Raw genomic sequence first — 21,005 nt, 5'->3', positions numbered from 1 at the left:
GTCAGTGATGAAGCTCGCAGACAGCTAGCTGCGTTTTTTGCCGAGGTGCCCATGAACTATGTTCTCGCCCTTGACGTCGGGACCAGTTTCACCGCCGCCGCCATAGTTCGAATTAATCACGACGCTTCACTTGTCCCGGAGAGCCTGCCGCTGGGGCTCCGCGGAACGGCTGTGCCTTCGGTGGTTTACTACCCCGAGGAAGGCCCCATCCTGGTGGGGGAGGCGGCCGAGCGCCGCGGCCTTGACTCCCCGGAGCGCGTGGTGCGGGAGTTCAAAAGGCGGGTCGGAGACGACGTCCCCATTGCCGTCGGCACGCTTTCCCTCCCTGCTGAGGACGTCTTCGCCACTATGGCCCGATGGGTCGCAGACCGGGCTGAAGAACGCGAGGGAGCGCCGCCGTCGGACATTATCCTTTCCCACCCTGCCTCGTGGGGTGCGCACCGAACGCAGCTCATCCTCGCTGCCCTGGCCTCAAAAGACCTGACCAAGGTCACGCTGATCAGCGAACCGGAAGCGGCGGCGCTGCACTACGCCGCCCAGGTGCGGGTGGAGGCTGGCAGTACCATCGCCGTCTACGACCTCGGTGGCGGGACCTTTGACACCGCCGTCCTGAAGAAAACGGACGCCGGCCACTTTGAACTGCTGGGCCGGCCCGAAGGGATCGAGGGACTGGGCGGCGCCGACTTCGACGCAGCCGTCCTGCGGTACGTTGCCGATCACGCCGGGCAGGGCCTGGCCAATCTTGACCCGTCGGCGCCCGTTGCGCTGGCGGCCCTGTCGCGCCTGCGGCGGGAGTGTGTGGAAGCCAAGGAGGCGTTGTCCGCGGACAGCGAGGCGAGCATTTCGGTGCTGCTGCCGGGATTCCAGCAGCAGGTGCGGCTGGTCCGGTCCGACTTCGAGGCGATGATCAGCGAGCCCATCCGGGAAACAGTGGACGCCCTGGAGCGTTCCCTGCAGGACCTGGGGCTCACCCCGGACGACCTGTCCGCGGTGCTTCTCATCGGCGGCTCATCGCGCATTCCCCTGGTGGCACAGCTGATTTCGGAGCAGCTGGACCGGCCGATCGCCGTGGACGCCGATCCGAAGTCATCCATCTGCCTCGGCGCGGCGGTTGCCGCCCTTCGCGCTCAGCCAGAGGGGGCCGCGCAGCCCGCTGCCATGACCGCACAGCTTTCTGACGCCGTCGTGCTCACGCAGGCTGACGGGCATCATGGAGCTGCCGGCCGACGAGCCAGCTGGTCCCGGCATGCCGACGCCGGTGCTGCAGCACTCGCCGCCGGCGCCCATGCCGCCGGCACCCATGCGGGCGGGCGCAAGGGCGGCGCGCACGGGCCACGTTCGACCGTGCGGCTGACTGCGGTAGCAGCGGTAGTGGCGCTCTTCACCGGGCTCACGGCGACTGCAGCCCAGAGCCCGGACGGACTCGGCAGCCTTTCGGCGATGCTCGCCCCGCCGGCAGATGCGGCGAAGGACACCCCAAGCGCTGCTCCTCCTGACGGAACCGGCGGACCTGGCTCCGGTGGCCCCGCGGCAGGAGCAGGCGCGGCAGGTGCAGGAGCAGGCGCGGCGCAGCTCCCCGTGCAGGGGATTGAAGCCAGCGCCCAGCTGCAGGACAGCAGCGCGCCGGCCAGTTCCACGGGACTGGACATTGCTGCCTCGTCTACCAGCAGGCCACCTACCGAAGCAGGCCAACCAGTCCCCGGCGGGGCCATTGCCGGGACGGGCACTTCTGGTGAGCCTGTACAGGGTTCCGGAGGCTCCACCCCGGGTCCGGTGACCAACCCGACGACGGACCTGTCGCCGGACCTGGTCCCATTGCCCGTCGATCCTGTACCTGATCCGACCACTGACCCGGCCCCGGATCCGACGACCGATCCGGCTCCGGATCCGACCACCGACCCTGCACAGGATCCGACCACTGATCCGACCACCGACCCTGCGCCGGATCCGACCACTGACCCGGCTCCCGATCCGACCACTGACCCGGCTCCCGATCCGACCACCGGACCGGCTCCCGAGCCGTCGTCGGCACCTGCGCCGGAGCTCGATCCGACAACGGCCTCTGCGCCGATGCCCGACCCGTTCGCGGAACCGTCCCCCACCACGGATCCTGTCCCAACCACCGAACCGGCGGTCTGAGGCATGGCCGCCGATCATACGCAGCCCGAACGGGAACTGCACGAGGCAGGGACCTCGGCTCCCTCCGGAGCCGCTGACATGGCACAGCAGTTGCGGGGCGAGAATGCGGCAGTCCGTGAACTCCTGCTGGCGCTGTCCGTGGGGTTCACCTTGCCCGGTCCGCTGCCCGGTGAGCTGGCGCACAAGCTGGAAAGCCCTGACAGTCCGGGCCTGGACGCCGTGGTAAACCGCGCCGAGGCCTCGGGCCTGCTGCTTACCGACGGGACCGTCGTCGGCCCGGTGCAACACGCACTCCTGAACGGCACGCCCACAGCCCGTGTGCATGCATTGCAGCGGGAACTCGTCGGTTTTGTTTCGGCCGAGGGCCGGCCCTTCGGCGACCTTGCCCGCGAGCTGGCGAGGGGCGGACTGTCGGACCCGAGGGTCGCCGCCGAACTCGAAGCCGCAGCGGACAAAGCACTGCCTCAGAACCCCGGTCTGGCCGCCCAGCTGTACAGCGAAGCGCTGCTGGCAGGGGCGGACGAACTGCGCATCGCTGCCCGCCGCGCCCAGGCCGCAGCCGCAACGGGCGACCTCGACGCCGCGGGCCGGATTATTGACGGGCTCCTGGTGAGCTCTGATCCGCCGGATGTCAGACTTGGCGTGGATGTTGCTGCTTCCGTCTGGGCACAGCGCGGGCTGCTGGTCCGCAGTGCCGACCTCTATGCCTGGCTTGGTCCGGCGAACATGGGCCGGTCCGCCCCGCTTGCCGCGGTGGTCATGATCGGCAGCGGCGACCGGGCGGGCGCGGAAGAGGCCTTTTCCGCCGGGTCGGCACCGGTGTCGCCCACCTTACTGGCGGTGGCGCTTTCGCAAACGGGCAAGGGCGTGATGGAGTCGATGGAGCGGGATCCACACAAGGGCCTTCCCCTGCTGATCCATGCTTCGGACATGCTCAACGCGTCCGGTTCGGCGCTGCCCCTTCCGGACACCCCTGGAGCGTTGGCCGCGTTACTGGCCCTCCACAGCGGTGAATCCCACGTAGCGGACACCATCATCCGCTCCGCCGTCGCCGCGAGGCAGGGCGGTGACGCCGCCAAGCCACGGCTCCACCTCTTGCAGGCGTGGTCGGCCATGCAGCAGGACGATGCTGGCGAAGCACGGCTGGCCATCAACGAAGCCTCCAAAGCCAACCACTGGCCGCTGGTTCCCAGGGACGAGTTCCTGTGCGCGGCCCTGGAAGTGGGCCTTGCGCGGCGCAGCGGCGACGTTCATGACCTCGTGATGGCCTGGGAGCGCGCCCGCGAAGCGATGCTGCACTCCGCCGTCGACCTTTACAGCCTTCTGCCGTGGGGCGAACTGATGATTGCTGCCGCCCGGTTGCGGGAGACACGGCGCGTCGCGGATTATCTGGATGAAGCGTGGGCTCTGCTGACCAAGCTGGGGGAGCCACCCCTGTGGGCCGTTCCGCTTCACTGGGCGGCGGTCCAGGCTGCCCTGCTGAACAAGAGCCCGGCCGACCTTGCCCCGCACGCGGCAGCGCTGGTACGGGCCGCGGACTACAGTCACATGGCCGCTGTGTTCGCCGCCGCAGGCAAGGCCTGGGTCAGCGTCCTGGCCGGCCGGTTCCAGGCGACGGATGTGGAGAACGCCGCCCGGGGACTGAAAGTGGTGGGCATGCCGTGGGAAGGGGCCCGGCTGGCAGGACATGCTGCCGCGCAGGCAGACGAGCGCAGGGACATGATGCGGCTCCTTGCCTGCGCCAGGGACCTCCACCCGCAGGGCAGAACCACCGGGCCACCCGACGGGCTGTCACCGGAAGTACGCCGCAGCGCCGCCGAGAACAACCATGGCGCGCATCCTGACGCCTCGGGGCTCAGCGAACGCGAAAAGGAAGTGGCGCGGTTGGTCCTGGAAGGGAAGACGTACCGGGAAATCGGCGAAGCCATCTACATTTCCCCCAGGACCGCTGAACATCACATTGCCAGGATGCGGCGGAGGCTTGGGGCTGAAAACCGCTCCGATCTGCTGGTGCGCCTGAGGCTGGCGCTAAGTGCAGATCATCAGGGCCCGGACTGAGCCCTGCTGCCCCTAGCCACGAAACAGGCAAACCCCTAATGCGGGGCATCCGGGTACGGGGACAGAACCGATGCCCGGCCCCCACGAAGGACCTTAGGTTTGATTTAAGCCCGGCACCGAGGCCTGGCGATCCACAACTCCGAGAAGATTTGAGGACCATCCAATGCCTACACTCGCAAACCAGCTCGTCCAGTTCCTGATGGGCCTGTTCAACAACCCCGCCGCTGCCCAGGAGTTCCTGAACGATCCGGAGCGTTCACTCGAGGGTGCCGGCCTGCGCGAAGTCTGCTCCGCCGATGTTGACGCCGCTATGCCGGTTGTCCTGGACTACGCACCCATCACTGTCAACGCTTCTTCCTTCGACCGGGAGTACAACACCGGCGGGAACACCTCATGGACGGGAGGCATCGGCGGCGCCGGCCACACCCCGCCTCCTGCAGGCGGCGGTTCAGGCCACACCCCGGGGCACGACCACCATGACGATCACGCCCACGCTGTCCAGCAGCTGCATCACGTGGTGAACAACTACTCCTACACCTCAACGGTGGATGACCGGGACACGATCACGGACCAGTCGGTCAACCAGAACATCTGGGCCGACGGCGACGTGAACCAGTGGTTCGACAACGAGGCTGTCATCGCATCCGGCGATCAGGCCCTGGCCGCGGGCGACGACAACAACGTCCGGGACTCCTACAACACCACCGACTCCTACAACACGGACAACACCACGGACAATTCCACGGACAACTCGATCACCGCCGGCGGCGACGTCAACATCGGCAACCGCGATCTGGATGTGGCCGATTCGTTCAACACCGACGTTGACCTGGATGTCGCTGATTCGTTCAACGACAACTCGGACAACTCCGATAATTCCGATAACTCGGATAACTCGGATAACTCCGTGGATAACTCGGTGAAGATTGAGGATTCCTTCCAGGACAACTCCGATAACTCCACCGAGGACAACTCGATCGTAGTCAACGACAACTCGGACAACTCCATCGAAGACAACTCCACCACCGAGGTTGCGGTTGAGGAATCCTTCAACGACAACTCGCAGGCGGAGACCACCGAGGTGGAAGTGGTTGATTCCTTCAACCCGGTTGAGGTTGTGGTTGAGGATTCTTTCCAGGACAACTCCACCGAGGACAACTCGACGAACACTGACGTGGCTGTGGACACCGACGTCGCGGTCGAAGATTCGGAGATCAGCCTCTGATCATCAAATTCCGAGTACCGGGAGCGCCCGGCAGGAGGCCATCGACCTCCTGCCGGGCTCTTCGCGGATTATCCCCCGCCCCACCCGCACTCCTGCTGCAAAGGACAGATCATGGCTGAATCGCAACGACCGGGAGGTCCTGGACGTGCGCCGGTGCCGATGAACGCCGGCCAGCTGGCGTTGCTGGTGGAGCAGGGCATCGAGCTGGTGGGGATAGGGGACCGCGCGGACCTGCGGAAACGCCTGGACCAGACCCTGCGCCGGCTGAAGGATCCGAGTATCCGCGTGATCATGGTGGGGGAATTCAAGCAAGGAAAAAGCAAACTTATCAACGCCCTGGTGAACGCCCCGGTGTGCCCTGTCGACGACGACATCGCCACCTCGGTGCCCACCGTGGTCCGCCACGGGGAACCCGCGTCCGCTGCCATCCTGCTGCCCAAAGCCGGCACAGAGCCCGGCGACGACGCCGCACTGGAGCGGCAGCCCATCAACATAGCGGACCTGGCGGCTTACGTTTCCGAGCGGGGCAACCCCGGAAACGTCAAGAAGCTGGTAGCGGCCGAAGTTTTCCTGCCCCGCAAGGTCCTGGCCGGCGGGCTGACGGTCATCGATTCCCCGGGTGTGGGGGGACTGGGCTCCTCGCACACATTGACCACCCTCACAGCCTTGCCCACAGCGGACGCCATGCTGCTGGTTTCAGACGCCTCGCAGGAATACACCGAGCCCGAAATGCGGTTCCTGCGCCAGGCCATGCGGATCACCCCGAGCGTTGCAGGCATCCTGTCCAAAACGGACCTGTATCCGGACTGGCGGCGTGTGGAGGCCATGGACCGTGCCCAGCTCGCGCAGGTGGCGCCGGACATCCCGCTGTTCGCGGTTTCCTCGGATCTCCGGCTGGAGGCTGCACGCCTTCAGGACAGCGAACTCAACGCCGAGTCGGGTTTCCCCGTGCTGATCGGCCACCTCCGGAATGAAATTGTGGGCAAGGCGGAGCGGCTGCAACGGCGCTCCGTCAGCCAGGACCTGCTCTCCGTGACTGAGAACCTGCGCCTGTCCTTGCGGTCCGAGCTGGGAGCGCTTGAGGATCCTGACGGGACGCCGCGGATGATTGCAGGGCTGGAGGAGGCGAAGTCTCAGGCCGATGAGCTGCGCAAACGTTCCGCCCGGTGGCAGATTACGCTCAACGACGGCATCGGCGACCTGATCGCGGACATGGAGTACGACCTCCGGGACCGCCTGCGGCGCATCCAGCGCGAAGCCGAGGCCGCTATTGACCAGGGCGATCCCGGCCCCACCTGGACCCAGTTTTCCGCGTGGCTCGAGGAGTGCGCCGCCGCCGCGATCTCGGACACGTTTGTGTGGACCAGCGAACGCGCGCAGTGGCTGGCCGCACAGGTGGCGGAGCATTTTTCAGAGGACGAAGTGGCCCTGCCGGTGCTTCACATCTCGGACACCGACGACGCGTTGGACCCGGTGGACAACATGCCAAGGCTCGACGACGGGCACATCAACCCCCTGCAGAAGGTCCTGATCGGCATGCGCGGGTCCTACGGCGGCGTGCTGATGTTCGGGCTCCTGACCGGGATTTTCGGCATGGCCCTGATCAATCCCCTGTCAGTGGGCGCGGGCCTGCTGCTGGGCCGCAAGGCGTACCGCGAGGACAAGGAAGCACGGCTGAAGCGCCGGCAGGCCGAAGCCAAGGCGCTGGTCCGCCGGCAGCTGGACGATGTCACGTTCCAGGTGGGCAAGCAGCTCAAGGACCGGCTCCGGCTGGTGCAGCGCTCCACCCGGGACCACTTCACGGAAATCGCGGACGAACACCATCGCTCCCTGGCGGATTCGGTGGCGGCGGCCCAGAAGGCAGCCACCACCTACACGCTGGAAAAGGACATCCGCATCCGCGAGATCAAGGCCGAGCTCAAGAAGGTGGACGCCCTGCACCATGCCGCCGGCCTGGTGGCCGCCGAAGTGGCCCAATCCCCGGGGCCGCAGGCCGCGCAGTCTCCGGCGGAGCAGTCTCCGGCCGGGCGCGGCACGGCGTCGGGAAACCCGGCGCCGGGAAGTCCGACGGCGGGCGGCCAGCCGGTGGGCACGGCGCCGGTGGGTGCGGCGGGCAGATGAAGGAGTCCATCAGCGCGGGAGTGGCGGACCTGATCCAGGACGCCCTGCTCGTGTATGCGGACGACCCCGCTGCGGCTGCGGCATTGGAGACTTATGCCAGGCGGCTGTCCGAGCCCCTCAGGATCGCTGTGGCAGGCATGGTCAAGGCGGGAAAATCCACGCTGCTGAACGCCATCATCGGGGAGGAGATCGCCCCGACCGACACCGGGGAATGCACAAGGATTGTGACCTGGTACCGTTACGGGCACACGCCGCGGATCACGGCCTACCCAATTGCCGGTGAACCGCATATCCTGCCGCTGAAGCGCGTGGACGGCCGCCTGGTGTTTGTCCTGGGCAACGCCCGCGCCGAGGACATGGAACGGCTGGTGGTGGAGTGGCCCTCGCCGGCCCTGCGCGAGCTCACCCTGATAGACACCCCGGGAATTGCCTCGTTGTCCGAAGACGTCTCTGCCCGGTCCACCGATTTCCTCATCCCCGTGGACGCGCCCTCCGAGGCTGATGCCATCATTTACCTCATGCGCCACATGCACGCCTCGGACCTGCGGTTCCTCGAATCCTTCAGGGATACCGAGACGGGTAGGTCGGGAACCGTGAACGCCCTTGCCGTGCTGTCCCGTGCCGACGAGATCGGTGCGGGCCGCATTGATTCGCTGCTCTCCGCGGGTGACATCGCTGACCGGTACCGCCGGGACCACAGCCTGCGGAAGCTGGCGTTGGGGGTGGTCCCGGTGGCCGGGCTGCTGGCGCAAAGCGCACGCAGCATGCGCCAGTCGGACTTCGAGTCCATGCAGGTCCTGGCCGGCATGGAGCGGTCCGACCGGGAGCGGATGCTGCTCTCGGCGGACAGGTTCATCAGGGCCACTGTCCCGCAAAGCCTGGGCGCCGAAGCCCGCGCCTCCCTCCTTGAGCGGTTCGGGCTGTTTGGGATACGGCTGGGCGTAGTGCTGATTCGGAGTGGCTTCACTGAACCCACGCCACTGGCGCATGAACTGGCCCGGCGCAGCGGGCTGGACCCGTTGCTGCACCTTGTGGCCCGGCAGTTCCAGGCCCGCGGGGATGCCCTCAAAGCCCGTACTGCCTTGGTGGGAGTGGAAAGCTTGCTGCGCAGCGCGCCCAGGGAGGGGGCCGGCCGCCTGGCCGCAGCCTTGGAACGCCTTCAGGCCAACGCCCATGAGTTCCGTGAGCTCCGCTTGCTCGCCACGATCCGTACCACCGGTGTATCCCTCAGCGATGAGTTGGCGGCGGAAGCCGAAAGGCTGGTCGGCGGCTGGGGAGCGGCGTCCGCCCTGAGGCTGGGGCTGGCTCCGGATGCCGGACCGGACGAAGTCCTGGCCGAAGCCCGCCGCTGCCTGAACCGGTGGCGGACGGTATCGGAAAACCCGCTGACGGAGCGCTCAGCCGTGGAGGCCTGCCGCGTGGTGATGCGCAGCTGTGAGGGCGTCGTGGCTGAATGCTCCGCCCTGCAGCTGCACCCGCAGTCCGCCTGAGGTCAGCCCTTATTGCCGCGTCCGCGCCGGCCTGACCTGCGCCGACTGGATCCGCGCTGACTTGAGCCACCTGCCCGCCGACGGCGCAAAAACCGCCACAAGGCCGAGGAACGCAAGGAGCAACTGGGCTCCCCAGAGCAGGACAACATAGCTGCCGGCGTCGCCCTCGGGGACGAGGAAAGCTGCGGCCACCACCATGACCATTACCTGCCCGGCCAGCAGCGGGATCATGAGCCAGCGGGACCAGCCGCGGCGCGCTGAGAAAATTGCCAGCGCCGCCGCTTCGAGCAGGATCACCAGCAGCAGGGCGCCCAGGCTACCCCAGAAAACAATGGTCGCGGATGTGGTTACAGCGTCAGGTCCGCCGCCGGGGGACATCTGGTCCACCACGGTGCGGAGCCGCTCCAGGTGTGAGTCGAGGGTGAGGAAGGAACCGATGAGCACGGCCAGGCCTGCCACGAAGCTGAACAGCCAGAAGGTCCGCGCTAGGCGGACGCTCCGCGGTGTCGGCGGAATGACAACGATGGGCGCCGGCGCGGCGTAGGACAGCCCGGGCCGCGGCGGCGGCAGAGGGGGCGTGGCAGCCCCGGCGGGTGCAACTGGCTGTTGGGATTCTCCGTCGGGGTGCTGGGCCACGTTTTGCCTACTTTACGTCGCCGGTATCGTGGGTGTCCGCGTCTCCCGTGCTGGCACCGCCGGCTTCGTCGTGGCCGATCCCATCCTTGCCCCGCGTACCGGCGTTGTCCTGTCCGGTGCGAGCGGGACCGCCGTCCGCCTTGGCGTTCGCCTCAAGGTCATCCTTGAGCTTCTTGAGGCGGGCAGCGTCGGCCTGGTTGCGGCGGCGCATTTCCAGGTTGCGGAGGAAATCGGGATCATCATCCGGCGCGGTGGGGTGGCTGCGCGGTTGGCGGACCGGGGCTGAGTCACGCGGACGGCCGATCAGCAGCCACAGGATGGCGCCGAGCACCGGAAGGACAATCATCACCACGATCCAGGCCGGCTTGGAGATCCCGCGGGTGAGGCGGCCATCAGTGCGGATCACGTCCACCAGGCCATACACAAAGATGACGAGAATGGCGACGGCGAGAACCACACGGAAGAGCATGGCATTAAGTCTATCGTCCGCGGGCCGGGGGCGTTCAGGCAAAGCGGCTAAACTTGAACCGTGGCTTTTCTGAAATACTCCCTGATCCGGCTGGCGCTGTTTGCGCCGCTCTTTGTGCTCTTTATGTTCCTGAAGCTGGGGGCGGTGCTGTCAGTCATCTGCGCAGCGCTGATCGCGTTTGCGGTCAGCTACCTTTTCTTCCAGAAACAGCGCGACGCCGCCGCTGCCGCCATTCACGGACGGCTCTCCGGCAACGCCAAGCCGCTGCGCAGTGAAAGCGAGGTGGCCGACGCCGAAGCCGAGGACAGCCTCTTGGACGCCAACCCGGATGTCACCATCCGGAACAGCGGCCCGAAGGCCCCCGAAACCGGAACACCGGCCCCGAAGGCACCCGAGTCCTAGAGCCCGAGTCCTTGACCCCGCCCGGATTCGGCCTAGAATCCGTGGCTGAGCACCAGTCCCAGTGAGAACAGCAGGCTGTAGCCGAGGTTGATCAGGCCGGTCTGCTGCAGCACGGGAATGAGGCTTTTGCGCTTGCGGCCGTTGATCATCAGCCAGGCGGGCATCAGGCAGGCCGGGATCAGCAGCAGCACGATCAGCATCCACGGCCGCCCGGGAGCCAGGATGACCACCAGCAGGACGGCCACGGCGAGCATCAGCACGTAGCTTTCGCGGGCGTGCTTGTCGCCCAGGCGCACGGCCAGGGTTTTTTTGCCGGCCTGGATGTCGGTGGGGATGTCGCGGACGTTGTTGGCCATCAGCAGGGCGCAGGCAATGAGACCGGTACCGAGCGCGCCGATAACGGCCGGCAGGTTGACCTGGCCGGCCTGGGTGTAGGTGGTGCCGAGTGTTGCCACCAGGCCGAAGAAGACAAACACAAAGACGTCGCCCAGGCCCATGTAGCCGTAGGGGTTCTTGCCGCCGGTGTAGCCCCAGGCGGCCATGACGCAGCCGACTCCCACCAGGATCAGCCACCAGCTCTGGGTGATCAACACCAGCGCCAGGCCGAACAGCATGGCCACCGCGAAGGCGCCGAACGCTGCATATTTGACGTGTTCCGGCTGGGCGGCGCCGGAACCCACCAGCCGCAGGGGTCCCACGCGGTCCTCGTCGGTGCCGCGGACGCCGTCGGAATAATCGTTGGCGTAGTTCACGCCGATCTGCAGCAGCAGCGCCACCAGGGCGGCCAGCACGGCATTAACGGGGCGGAACGAATCCAGCTCGTAGGCCGCGGCGGTGCCGATCAGTACCGGGGCGATGGCGGCCGGCAAAGTGCGGAGGCGGGCGCCTTGGATCCATTGTGCGGCTGTGGCCACGGTCAGTACCTCGTGTTGGGTCGGGAGAACGGTGAAACGGTGGTGGCGGCCGCGAACGGGCCGCCGGTGCAGCTCTACTCTACTTTCCCTGATGCAGCGCGTTGAGCCGTTCGATCATCGCCAGGCGGTCCGGCTTGCCGTTGGGAAGCATCAGCAGTTCCGGGGCAGCCAGGACGGTTTTCGGCGCCAGGAGGCCCAGCCGCCTGTGCCATTCCTCCTTAAGTACGACGGTGTGATCCCCTGCTGGGGAGCCCGCGACACCTGAGTCCGCGGTGGCGCCGGAGGCAGCGGCGTCGAGCGCAACAAAGGCGGCCACGGCCTGGCCCCATTCCGTTGACGGGACGCCGGCCACAAAAGCCGCCGCAACGCCGTCGGACTTTTCCAGCTCTTCCTGCACATGCGCGGCGGAGACCTTGACGCCGCCGGTGATGATGACGTCGTCGGCGCGGCCCAGCACGGTGAGCCGGCCGTCCGCGTCCAGCGTGCCGAGGTCATTGGTGCGGTACCAGCGGACGCCGTCCTCCTCGAAAAACGTGTCCGTCGCTTCGGGCGCATCCACATACCCGGCGGCCACGGTGTCGCCGCCCAGCAGGATACGGCCGTCGTCGGCCACCCGGACCTGGACGCCTTCCAGCGGCACGCCGTCGTACACGCAGCCGCCGCAGGTTTCGGCGGACCCGTACGTGGCGACCACCCTGACGCCGGCCTCGCGGGCGGCGTCCAGCAGCCCGGCCGACGCCGGTGCGCCGCCCAGCAGGATGCCGTTGAACCGCCGCAGGACGGCCAGGGTCTCCGGCGACGGCGCCTCCAGGAGGCGTTGGAGCTGTGTGGGGACCAGCGAGGTGAAGCGGAACTTGTCGGTCAACTCCAGGGCGCCGGCCGTGAACGCCTCGGGGGTGAAACCGCCGGACATGTCCATCACCCACGGGCGGGTGCCGGCGAACAGTGACCGCACCAGGACCTGCACGCCTGCCACGTACTGCACGGGGAGGGCCAGGAGCCACTGGCCCTCGCCCTTGAGCGCCAGGGCGGTGGCCATGGATGAGGCCGCCAGCGCCTCGACGGTCAGGATGGTAGCCTTCGGCGCGCCGGTGGAGCCGGACGTGCGGACCACCGCCACGGCGTCATCGCAGCCGGGCGTCTCGGTGTGTCCCACCACCAGTTCGCCGTCGGGGCCCACGGAAAGTTCGACGGCGGGTCCCTCACCGTGGAGGGCGGCAGCCAGGGCTTTGAGCACCGGGTCGATGTCCGTGGGACCGATGGTCTGGGTTCCGAGATTCATGTGCCGTCCTGCCTTTGAAGTCAGCCGGGGCCTGGAGGCCGGCCGGCTTGGAAGTTTGTGCCTAGACGTGGTGCCTAGAAGTAGTGCGGGAAGCGGGACCAGTCCGGGTCGCGTTTCTCCAGGAAGGCTTCCTTTCCTTCCACCGCCTCGTCCGTCATGTAGGCCAAACGGGTGGCTTCGCCGGCGAAGACCTGCTGGCCGGCCAGGCCGTCGTCGGCAAGGTTGAAGGCGAATTTCAGCATCCGGATGGCCTGCGGTGACTGCCGGGCGATGTCCGCGGCGTATTCCAGGGCCACCTCTTCGAGGCGCTCGTGGTCTACGGCCTCGTTCACGGCGCCAATGCGGACCATGTCGTCCGCGGAGTACTCGCGGGCCAGGAAGAAAATCTCGCGGGCGGACTTCTGGCCGATCTGGCGGGCCAGCAGCGCCGAGCCGTACCCGGCGTCGAAACTTCCCACCGTGGCGTCCGTCTGCTTGAACTTGCCGTGCTGGCGGGAGGCGATCGTGAGGTCCGAGACCACGTGCAGGGAGTGCCCGCCGCCGGCAGCCCAGCCGTTCACGACGGCGATGACCACCTTGGGCATGGTCCGCATGAGCCGCTGGACCTCGAGGATGTGGAGGCGTCCGGCGCGGGCGGGGTCGATGGTTTCCTGGGTCTCGCCGTCGGCATAGCGGTACCCGTCGCGGCCGCGGATGCGCTGGTCCCCGCCGGAGCAGAAGCTGTGGCCGCCGTCCTTGGGGGAGGGGCCGTTGCCGGTGAGCAGGACCGTGGCGACGTCCGGGGTCATGCGGGCGTGGTCCATGGCGCGGTAGAGCTCGTCCACCGTGCCGGGGCGGAAGGCGTTGCGGACTTCCGGGCGGTTGAAGGCGATGCGGACGGTGGGCAGGTCCCTGGTTTCCGTTCCGGTTGTTGAGCCCGTCCCGGTGGTCGAGCTTGTCGAGACCCGCTCTACCTGCCGGTGGTACGTCATGTCCTGGAAGTCGTCGAAACCGGACACGGTGCGCCAGCGGGTGGGGTCAAAGACGTCGGACACCTTGGCGGGAAGTTGGTTGCTCACCGGACAAGTCTAGTAATCGGGTCAGCTGATGCAGAACTCGTTGCCCTCGGGAACGGCAGCTGTCAGGGCTGGACCTGCTGCAACTGCTCGAATAGCTCGGGCGGGATGGCGTAGATGAAGATGACCGCCAGCAGGTTCTTCGCCGCGTGCACAAAGTAGGAGAACATCAGGTTCTTCCCGGTCCACACGTAGACAAACACCAGCGTGCCGCCCATGGCCAGATAGGGGAGCAAAGCACTGAGCGTGATGGCTTCCTGGCCTGCGATATGGATGCCGGCAAAGAGGACCACAGAGAGGGCACAGCACAGCCAGATGTTGAGCCGGCGGCTGAGCTTGCCGATCAGCAGGTGCCGGAAGATGTACTCCTCCACAAACGGGCCCACCACCACCAGGACCGGCACCATCAGCCAGGCAGGAACCTGTTGCATCAGCGCCTGCAGTCCGGCTTGGTTTGCCGACGTCTCCACTCCGCCGCCGGCCGACACCACCACCGCCGTGAGGATCATCATGGCCACCACCGCCGCCGGTACCATCAGCAGCGTGAACCACGGACGGGTGGCCAGCACGCGCAGGTCCCGGGCTACCACCCGGCGGGCGGCGGCCAGCGCCAGGATCCCGATCGAGCCATAGAAGATGAGGTTCACGGCGTACGACGCCGCGGCCGGGCTGGGGGCAAGCTGGCTTATGAGCGGGACCAGCAGTTCCCCGGCCACGGCGAAGAGCCCGGCCGCGGCCACATAGAGGCCGACGGCGGTGAAATCAAGGGCGGAAAACCGGTACAGCTCGGGCTGCGGCGCGGGTGGTTTCCGGTGCGTGATGGCCATGTCTTCAGCCTAGCTCCCTCCCAACTAGGTAGCGCTAACTGTCGTTTTGAGGCCCCAAAGCGACAGTTAGCGCTACCTAGTTGGGAGTGGGCGGGTGGGCGTCACATTGCGGGGCCAGATCGGCGTCGCGTAGAATGTTCGGTATGCCTAAATTTTTGTTTCGGCGCGCCAAAGTCGCCGTCCGAACCCTCGCCCGGGGAACGGCGGCGTTCCGCGCTGCCGGCGCCGCCGCCGTCGTCCTCCTTTCCCTGTCCCTTACCGCGTGCGGGGGTGACGCGTCGGGCGCCCGTGACAGTGACAAGCCCGTGGTCCTGACCACCTTCACGGTGCTCGCCGACGTCGCCCGGAACGTTGCGGGGGACAAGCTCACGGTGGAGTCCATCACCAAGGCGGGCGCCGAAATCCACGGCTACGAACCCACCCCCGGCGACATCCGCAAGGCAGCCAAGGCGGACCTCATCCTGGACAACGGCCTGAACCTCGAGGCCTGGTTCGGGCAGTTCGTGGAGGGCCTGGACGTGCCGCACGCCGTGGTCAGTGACGGTGTGGAGGTCATGTCCATCAGCGAGGACTCCTACCAGGGCAAACCGAACCCGCATGCGTGGATGTCGCCCGTGAACGTGCAGATCTATGTGGACAACATGGTGAAGGCGTTCAGCGAGCTTGACCCGGATAACGCAGCGGTCTTCAAAGCCAACGGTGACGCGTATAAGGCCGAACTGCAGGGTGTGCAGGACGAGATGAAAGCAAGCCTCGCAGGCCTCCCGGAGAACCAGCGCGCCCTGGTGACCTGCGAAGGCGCATTCTCCTACCTGGCCCGTGATGCCGGGCTCAAAGAGGTCTACATCTGGGCCGTCAACGCCGAACAGCAGGCCACGCCGCAACAGATCACCCGCGCCATCGAGTACGTCAAGGCCAACAAGGTTCCTGCCGTGTTCTGTGAATCCACGGTGTCCGATGCGCCCATGCAGCAGGTGGTGGGCGCCACCGGAGCGAAGTTCGGCGGCACGCTATACGTGGATTCGCTGTCCGAAGCCGACGGGCCCGTACCCACTTACCTGGACCTGATCAGGCACGACGCCGATGTCATCACCAAGGCCCTGGCCAGCACCTCAGCCGGAACCTCCACCGGGGCCCCAGCAGGGGCGAAGTAATGAGCTCCCCGGCCATCCTCGTTGAAAACGTCACCGTCCACTACGGCGAGGTCCTGGCGCTCGATTCCGCCTCGCTCACCGTGGACGCCGCCCGGATCTGCGGCCTGATCGGCATGAACGGGTCCGGGAAGTCCACCCTGTTCAAGGTGATCATGGGAATGATCAAGCCCGACGCCGGCCGCGTACTGATCGGCGGACAGTCACCCACCAGGGCGCGCAAGGAGGGCGGGATCGGCTATGTGCCGCAGAGCGAGGACGTTGACTGGCAGTTCCCGCTGTCCGTCCGCGATGTGGTGATGATGGGACGCTACGGGCACCAGGGCTTCACCCGGCGCCCCTCCAAGGCCGACCGCGCCGCCGTCGATCTGGCGCTGGACCGCGTGGAACTGGGCGAGTACGCGGAACGGCAGATCGGGCAGCTGTCCGGCGGGCAGAAGAAGCGTGCTTTTGTGGCCCGCGGCATTGCCCAGGGTGCCACCATGATGCTCCTGGACGAACCGTTCGCCGGCGTTGACAAGCGCTCCGAGGCCACCATCACCCGGCTGCTGCGCGAGCTGGCCTCCGACGGCTGCACCATCCTGATCTCCACCCACGACCTCCACGCGCTGCCCAACCTGTGCGACGAAGCCGTGCTCCTCATGCGCCGGGTCCTGATGCACGGCGCCCCGGAACTGGTGCTCCAGCCGGAGAACCTCGCCATGGCGTTCGGCCTGGATGTGCTGAACCGCGACCTTCCGGTACCTCCCCACCCCGCCGTCACGGCCGCCGTCGTCCACCCCGCAGCCGCCGGCGCCTCCGCCACCATCGAGAGCAGGGGCTGACCCGTGGAAATCTTCGACATTCTGCTCGAACCGCTCAGCTACGACTTTATGGTCCGCGCCATCGTCACCACCGCGCTCGCCGCCGTCGTCTGTGCTGTCCTCAGCTGTTGGCTGGTGCTGATCGGCTGGTCCCTGATGGGCGACGCCGTCTCCCACGCCGTGCTGCCCGGCGTTGTGCTGGCCTACATTGTGGGCGCCCCGTTTGCGCTCGGTGCCCTGGTGTTCGCGCTGATCGCGGTGACCCTGATCGGCGTCATCCGCAACACCAGCCGCGTGAAGGAGGACGCCGCCATCGGCATTGTGTTCACCTCGCTGTTTGCCTTGGGCCTTGTGCTGATCTCCGTCACGCCCAGCCAGACTGACCTGAATCACATCATCTTCGGCAACCTCCTGGGCGTCAGCATCCCGGACCTGATCCAGGTGCTGGTGCTCGGCGTCGTCGCGTTCGTCATCCTGATCCTGAAGCGCCGCGACCTGACCCTCTATGCGTTCGATCCCACGCACGCCCACGCGATCGGGCTCTCCCCGAAACGGCTGGGGGCGCTGCTTATGGGGCTGCTGGCTTTGACGTCGGTGGTGGCGCTGCAGACGGTGGGCGTGGTGCTGGTGGTGGCGATGCTCATCATCCCCGGTGCCACCGCCTACCTGCTCACGGACCGCTTCAACCGGATGCTGGTCATCGCACCGGTGATTTCAGCGGTGTGCTCCATCGCCGGCATCTACTTCAGCTACTACCTGGACACGGCTTCGGGCGCCATGGTGGTGCTCACGCAGGGCGTGGTGTTCGCTGCCGTCTACCTGTTCAGCCCCCGGCAGGGACTGATCGGCACCCGGCTGGCGAAGGCCCGCCGCAGGAAGGCCGCCGCGCTTCTGGTTGCCTAGGCCCGGGAGTCCACAGCAACGCGGGGTCAATTACTGCCCAATACGAGGGGAAACATGAGCGTTAAGTGACCCCGCGTTGTTCTTTTGCTGTGGTCTGACCTGGTGTGGTTTACCGGGTGGGAACGGGGGAGCGCCGCACGGTGATGTCGCCGTAGGCGCTGCGGGCGCGGATCTCCACTTTGGCGTCCGTCTCGCTTGGCCCGGTGGTGGCATCGAGTCCGTTGCGGACGCGACCGTACTTGGTGCTGAGGTCCAGCCACGCGGCGGTGCCTTCGCGGACGCCGATGGCCAACGAACCTGCGGCGGTCTGTAGGGTGAGGATTCCGCGGACCACCTCGCCGACCGTGATGTCGCCGTTGGAGGCCTTGATGGTGGTGGTGACGCCGGCGCGTTCCAGGGAGACGTCCCCGTTGGCGGCACTGACCTTGAGTTCACCGGCGGCATCCACGATGTACGTGCTGCCGTTGCCGTTCTTGACGCTGGCGGTCCCGTCGATTTCCCGGATCCGAATCTTGCCCGAGCCGGTCTTGATTTCCGCCCGCCCCGCGACGCGTTCCACGGTCACGTCGCCCATGCCCGTGTGGACCCGGAGTTCCGTGGAGTGGTCGAGGTGGACGTGGCCCATGTCCGTCTTCAGTTCGGCGGAGCTGAATTCGCCCTCGCAGCGGAGATCGCCCATTCCGGACTTCAACTCAAGGCTGCAGCCGATGGGCACTTCAACTGCGATGTCCACGGCGCCGCCGTCGCTGAACCAGGTGTGGCGGCGTTGCGGATGCAGCCTTACCTGCAGGCGTCCATCCGTGTAGTCCACGGTGGTCTGCTCCGCCGCCTTGATGTCCAGGGCCCGGGTTGCTTCGCGGGGCCGGACGTTGACCACGGTGTCGGTGCGGTTGCCGGCCACAACCAGAATGTCGGCACGGACGGACACGTCCACCACGACGGCGATTGGCTGGGGGGTCTCGAAGGTTTTCATCAGCGTGCCCATCCTGTGAAGTTCTGCTCGCCGGGATCGCGGCGAATGGTCCGTTGGGTGGATTGGTTCCCGTTGAGGGCGTCCGCGACGGCCCGGATCAGCCAGGAGTTTACGGACAGGCCTTCAATGCCGGCGGCCTCTTCAACCTGCTGCTTGAGGTGATCGGGAAGGCGGAGCGTCGTGCGGGAGGTGCTGGCGCCGTCGAACTCTTCCGGAGTCTGCCGGGAAGGCTGGCTGGACCGTTCCGTCACCGCTTCGAAGTCGCTGGCAACGGGCGGGCTGGTGACCACAAACTCCGGATCGCGGCCCCGGAGCCGTACCTCCACCGACGCCGGGGCCAGCTCGAGGGTGATCTCGCTGGCGGCGTCGGAGAGGGCTTCGAGGAGGACGAGCCGGACGGTGGACTCAAGCGCGGCAGTGAGGCGGTCGCTGAGTTCCCGGGCCTCAGGGCCACCGGCTTCGGCCGCGACGCCCAGCTGATGCTGGACGGCGGATACGTACTGGTTGAGTTGCATGACACCATTTTGACGTCACTTTGGTGTCATGTCAATACTTTCTGGCGAATATTGGTGTCACCGGTGGTGTCCCGGCTTGACGCTGCGGCTTCCGGCGGGGAAGCTGGAGCGATGAAGTCCTGAGCAACAGCCCGGCTATGCCGGACTGTTCCCCCGAATCCAGGGCCGCCGTCGAGCATCAGTTCCGGCGGCCACACTGCGGAATCTTGCGAGGACTTGTCTTGACTGAACAACTGAACCTTTCCGGCATCTCCCATGGCTACGGCGACCGGCAATTGCTGGACGGAATCGGCCTGGTCATCACGGCCGGCGAGCATGTTGCCATCGTCGGTGAAAACGGCGCCGGCAAATCCACGCTGCTCCGGATCCTGGCAGGGCTGGAAGCGCCCGACGAAGGAACTGCGGTCAGCCACGGCCGCGTGGGCTACCTTGCCCAGACGCACGGCCTGCCCGAATCCTTCACCGTGGGAGCCGCCGTCGACGCTTCCCTGTCCTCGCTGCGCGCCCTCGAAGCCGAACTTGACCGGCTGGAGGCCGGCCTCGCCGATGCCGAGGACGACGAGCTGGAAACCTACGGCCGGCTGCAGACCGAGTACCAGCTGCGCGAGGGCTACGCCGCGGAATCCCGTGTGGAGGCGGCGCTCGACCGGCTGGGCCTGGGTGGCCTGGACCGGAAGCGGACGTTGGGATCGCTCTCCGGCGGCGAGCAGGAACGCGTGGCGCTGGCCTGTGTCCTGGCCGATCCGGCGGACATCCTGCTCCTGGACGAACCCACCAACCACCTCGATGCCCGCGGAACCGCCTGGCTGGAGGACCGGCTGGCCGCCCATCGCGGGACAGTGGTGGTGGTGTCCCACGACCGCGTGCTGCTCCGCAAGGTGGCCAGCACCGTGATTGAGGTTGATGCCGAGCGCCGTACCGTGACCCGCTACGGCAACGGCTACGACGGCTACCTCCGCGAGAAGGCCGCCGAACGCCAGCGCTGGGTTCAGCAGTACCACGAGTGGATCGTCGCGATGGAGGCGGAGCAGCGGCAGGCGGACACCGTGACCGACAAGATGGGCTACGCCCGCCAGCGCGACAATGACAAGGTGGGCTTCGACTTTAAGGCCGGCACTTGGCAGAAAGCGGCCACCAGCAAGGTCCGCAACGCGCAGGAACGGCTCCGGCGGCTGGAAGCGAGCCCCATCGACCGCCCGCCGGTGCCGCTGCGGCTGGCGGCGGAGCTGGCCGTGGAACCGGAGGCTCCTTCGGGTGCCTCCGTGGCGACCACCGCATCCGGGGACTCCCACTTGCCGGCATCGGCGGTCCTCGTTGCCCGCGGCGTCGCGGTTCCAGGCCGCCTGGGCGTCACTGATTTCGCGGCCCGCACGGGCGAGAAGATCCTCATCACCGGCCCGAACGGCGCCGGAAAATCCACGCTGCTCTCCGTGCTGGCGGGAACCCTGGAGCCCGTTGGCGGGAGGGTGCAGCGGCCGGCCCGGGTGGGCTACCTGCAGCAGGAACTCGAACTGCCGCAACGGCCCACGCTCCGCCTGCTGCCGGCCTTCGCGGCGGGCCTCGGCGGCAACATCGATGAGCACGCCGAGGCACTCCTGCGCCTGGGGCTGTTCCGCACCAGCGAGTTCCACGTCCCCGTAGGCAGCCTGTCCGCGGGCCAGCAGCGCAGGCTTGCCCTGGCCCGCCTGCTGCTGGGCGGTTACGGCACACTGATTGTGGATGAACCCACCAACCACCTGGCGCCGGTCCTGGTGGAGCAGCTCGAGGAGGCGCTCGCCGGCTTCACCGGGACCCTGGTTATGGTCAGCCACGACCGCGCCCTCCGGGACTGGTTTGCCAAGTGCGCCAAGAAGAGTGACACCTCGCGGACGGACGAATCCGGCCGCTGGATCAGGTACTCGATGGACAAGGGCGTGCTGGCCCCGGCCTGATGTAGTCGCAGGGGCCGGCCGGTGGCGGCCCGGAAGCGGTGAGATTTGCGCAAAGGAAAAGTTACGCACCGACCGGCAGGCGGAAACATCGGCGGCGGAAGATAGGCCTAT

At 67.0% G+C, this 21,005-nt stretch carries 18 protein-coding genes; 10 read left to right on the top strand and 8 right to left on the bottom strand.

What is annotated here, in order from left to right; genetic code table 11:
- Nucleotides 1-51: 51 nt before the first annotated feature.
- From NG697_RS09690 to NG697_RS09670, 5 genes are all read left to right on the top strand, one after another.
- A complete protein-coding gene (locus tag NG697_RS09690) occupies nucleotides 52-2,139 on the top strand; it encodes an Hsp70 family protein (protein ID WP_252614073.1) in 2,088 nt (695 codons plus the stop codon).
- A 3-nt stretch (nucleotides 2,140-2,142) separates the two neighbouring features.
- On the top strand, nucleotides 2,143-4,197 hold the full coding sequence (locus tag NG697_RS09685; protein WP_252599887.1) for a LuxR C-terminal-related transcriptional regulator: 2,055 nt from the start codon (nucleotides 2,143-2,145) through the stop codon (nucleotides 4,195-4,197).
- A gap of 163 nt (nucleotides 4,198-4,360) precedes the next feature.
- Nucleotides 4,361-5,422: an IniB N-terminal domain-containing protein gene (locus NG697_RS09680; protein ID WP_252614072.1), complete on the top strand. Its 1,062-nt coding sequence runs from the start codon at nucleotides 4,361-4,363 to the stop codon at nucleotides 5,420-5,422.
- A 159-nt stretch (nucleotides 5,423-5,581) separates the two neighbouring features.
- Nucleotides 5,582-7,543 (top strand): dynamin family protein, encoded by a 1,962-nt coding sequence (locus NG697_RS09675; RefSeq protein ID WP_374209916.1) that lies wholly within the window; start codon nucleotides 5,582-5,584, stop codon nucleotides 7,541-7,543.
- The gene (locus tag NG697_RS09670) at nucleotides 7,540-9,033 is read left to right on the top strand and encodes a dynamin family protein (RefSeq protein ID WP_252614071.1); all 1,494 of its coding nucleotides are present in this window, start codon (nucleotides 7,540-7,542) and stop codon (nucleotides 9,031-9,033) included. Before NG697_RS09675 ends, NG697_RS09670 begins: the two co-directional genes overlap by 4 nt.
- A gap of 9 nt (nucleotides 9,034-9,042) precedes the next feature.
- Here the strand turns inward: NG697_RS09670 and NG697_RS09665 are convergent, their stop codons facing one another.
- Both NG697_RS09665 and NG697_RS09660 read right to left on the bottom strand, forming a co-directional pair.
- Nucleotides 9,043-9,669 (bottom strand): hypothetical protein, encoded by a 627-nt coding sequence (locus tag NG697_RS09665; protein ID WP_252614070.1) that lies wholly within the window; start codon nucleotides 9,667-9,669, stop codon nucleotides 9,043-9,045.
- 7 nt (nucleotides 9,670-9,676) lie between these two features.
- On the bottom strand, nucleotides 9,677-10,138 hold the full coding sequence (locus tag NG697_RS09660) for a PLD nuclease N-terminal domain-containing protein (RefSeq protein ID WP_252599892.1): 462 nt from the start codon (nucleotides 10,136-10,138) through the stop codon (nucleotides 9,677-9,679).
- A gap of 60 nt (nucleotides 10,139-10,198) precedes the next feature.
- Here NG697_RS09660 and NG697_RS09655 point away from each other — a divergent pair, with 60 nt between their 5' ends.
- The gene (locus tag NG697_RS09655) at nucleotides 10,199-10,540 is read left to right on the top strand and encodes a DUF4229 domain-containing protein (RefSeq protein ID WP_252599893.1); all 342 of its coding nucleotides are present in this window, start codon (nucleotides 10,199-10,201) and stop codon (nucleotides 10,538-10,540) included.
- A 32-nt stretch (nucleotides 10,541-10,572) separates the two neighbouring features.
- Here NG697_RS09655 and NG697_RS09650 read toward each other — a convergent pair whose 3' ends face one another.
- From NG697_RS09650 to NG697_RS09635, 4 genes are all read right to left on the bottom strand, one after another.
- Nucleotides 10,573-11,454, bottom strand: a complete 882-nt coding sequence (locus NG697_RS09650; protein WP_252614069.1) for a 1,4-dihydroxy-2-naphthoate polyprenyltransferase — start codon at nucleotides 11,452-11,454, stop codon at nucleotides 10,573-10,575.
- A 79-nt stretch (nucleotides 11,455-11,533) separates the two neighbouring features.
- Nucleotides 11,534-12,736 (bottom strand): AMP-binding protein, encoded by a 1,203-nt coding sequence (locus NG697_RS09645; protein WP_252599895.1) that lies wholly within the window; start codon nucleotides 12,734-12,736, stop codon nucleotides 11,534-11,536.
- Nucleotides 12,737-12,810: 74 nt separating this feature from the next.
- Entirely contained in the window at nucleotides 12,811-13,794 is a 984-nt protein-coding gene (locus NG697_RS09640) for a 1,4-dihydroxy-2-naphthoyl-CoA synthase (RefSeq protein ID WP_252599896.1), read from the bottom strand.
- Nucleotides 13,795-13,856: 62 nt separating this feature from the next.
- Entirely contained in the window at nucleotides 13,857-14,618 is a 762-nt protein-coding gene (locus NG697_RS09635) for a CPBP family intramembrane glutamic endopeptidase (protein WP_252610613.1), read from the bottom strand.
- A 143-nt stretch (nucleotides 14,619-14,761) separates the two neighbouring features.
- Here NG697_RS09635 and NG697_RS09630 point away from each other — a divergent pair, with 143 nt between their 5' ends.
- The 3 genes from NG697_RS09630 to NG697_RS09620 are packed head-to-tail and all read left to right on the top strand — an operon-like array spanning nucleotide 14,762 to nucleotide 17,475.
- A complete protein-coding gene (locus tag NG697_RS09630; RefSeq protein ID WP_252614068.1) occupies nucleotides 14,762-15,772 on the top strand; it encodes a metal ABC transporter substrate-binding protein in 1,011 nt (336 codons plus the stop codon).
- Complete coding sequence (locus NG697_RS09625; RefSeq protein ID WP_252599898.1) at nucleotides 15,772-16,593, top strand: metal ABC transporter ATP-binding protein; 822 nt, start codon at nucleotides 15,772-15,774, stop codon at nucleotides 16,591-16,593. Before NG697_RS09630 ends, NG697_RS09625 begins: the two co-directional genes overlap by 1 nt.
- A 48-nt stretch (nucleotides 16,594-16,641) precedes the next feature.
- Complete coding sequence (locus tag NG697_RS09620) at nucleotides 16,642-17,475, top strand: metal ABC transporter permease (protein ID WP_252599945.1); 834 nt, start codon at nucleotides 16,642-16,644, stop codon at nucleotides 17,473-17,475.
- A gap of 109 nt (nucleotides 17,476-17,584) precedes the next feature.
- Here the strand turns inward: NG697_RS09620 and NG697_RS09615 are convergent, their stop codons facing one another.
- Nucleotides 17,585-18,448 carry a DUF4097 family beta strand repeat-containing protein gene (locus NG697_RS09615; RefSeq protein ID WP_252610607.1) on the bottom strand — a complete coding sequence of 288 codons (864 nt, stop codon included), beginning with the start codon at nucleotides 18,446-18,448 and terminating at the stop codon, nucleotides 17,585-17,587.
- Entirely contained in the window at nucleotides 18,448-18,963 is a 516-nt protein-coding gene (locus NG697_RS09610; protein ID WP_252610605.1) for a histidine kinase, read from the bottom strand. Before NG697_RS09610 ends, NG697_RS09615 begins: the two co-directional genes overlap by 1 nt.
- 221 nt (nucleotides 18,964-19,184) lie before the next feature.
- Between NG697_RS09610 and NG697_RS09605 the strand changes: the two genes are divergently transcribed.
- A complete protein-coding gene (locus tag NG697_RS09605; RefSeq protein ID WP_252614067.1) occupies nucleotides 19,185-20,894 on the top strand; it encodes an ABC-F family ATP-binding cassette domain-containing protein in 1,710 nt (569 codons plus the stop codon).
- The last annotated feature ends 111 nt before the right edge of the window (nucleotides 20,895-21,005 follow it).

This window comes from Pseudarthrobacter raffinosi (genome assembly GCF_023913835.1).
GTDB classification, from domain to species: Bacteria; Actinomycetota; Actinomycetes; order Actinomycetales; family Micrococcaceae; genus Arthrobacter; species Arthrobacter raffinosi.
The sequence above is the reverse complement of the archived record's forward strand: the minus strand, read 5'-3'. Positions and strand labels throughout refer to the sequence as shown.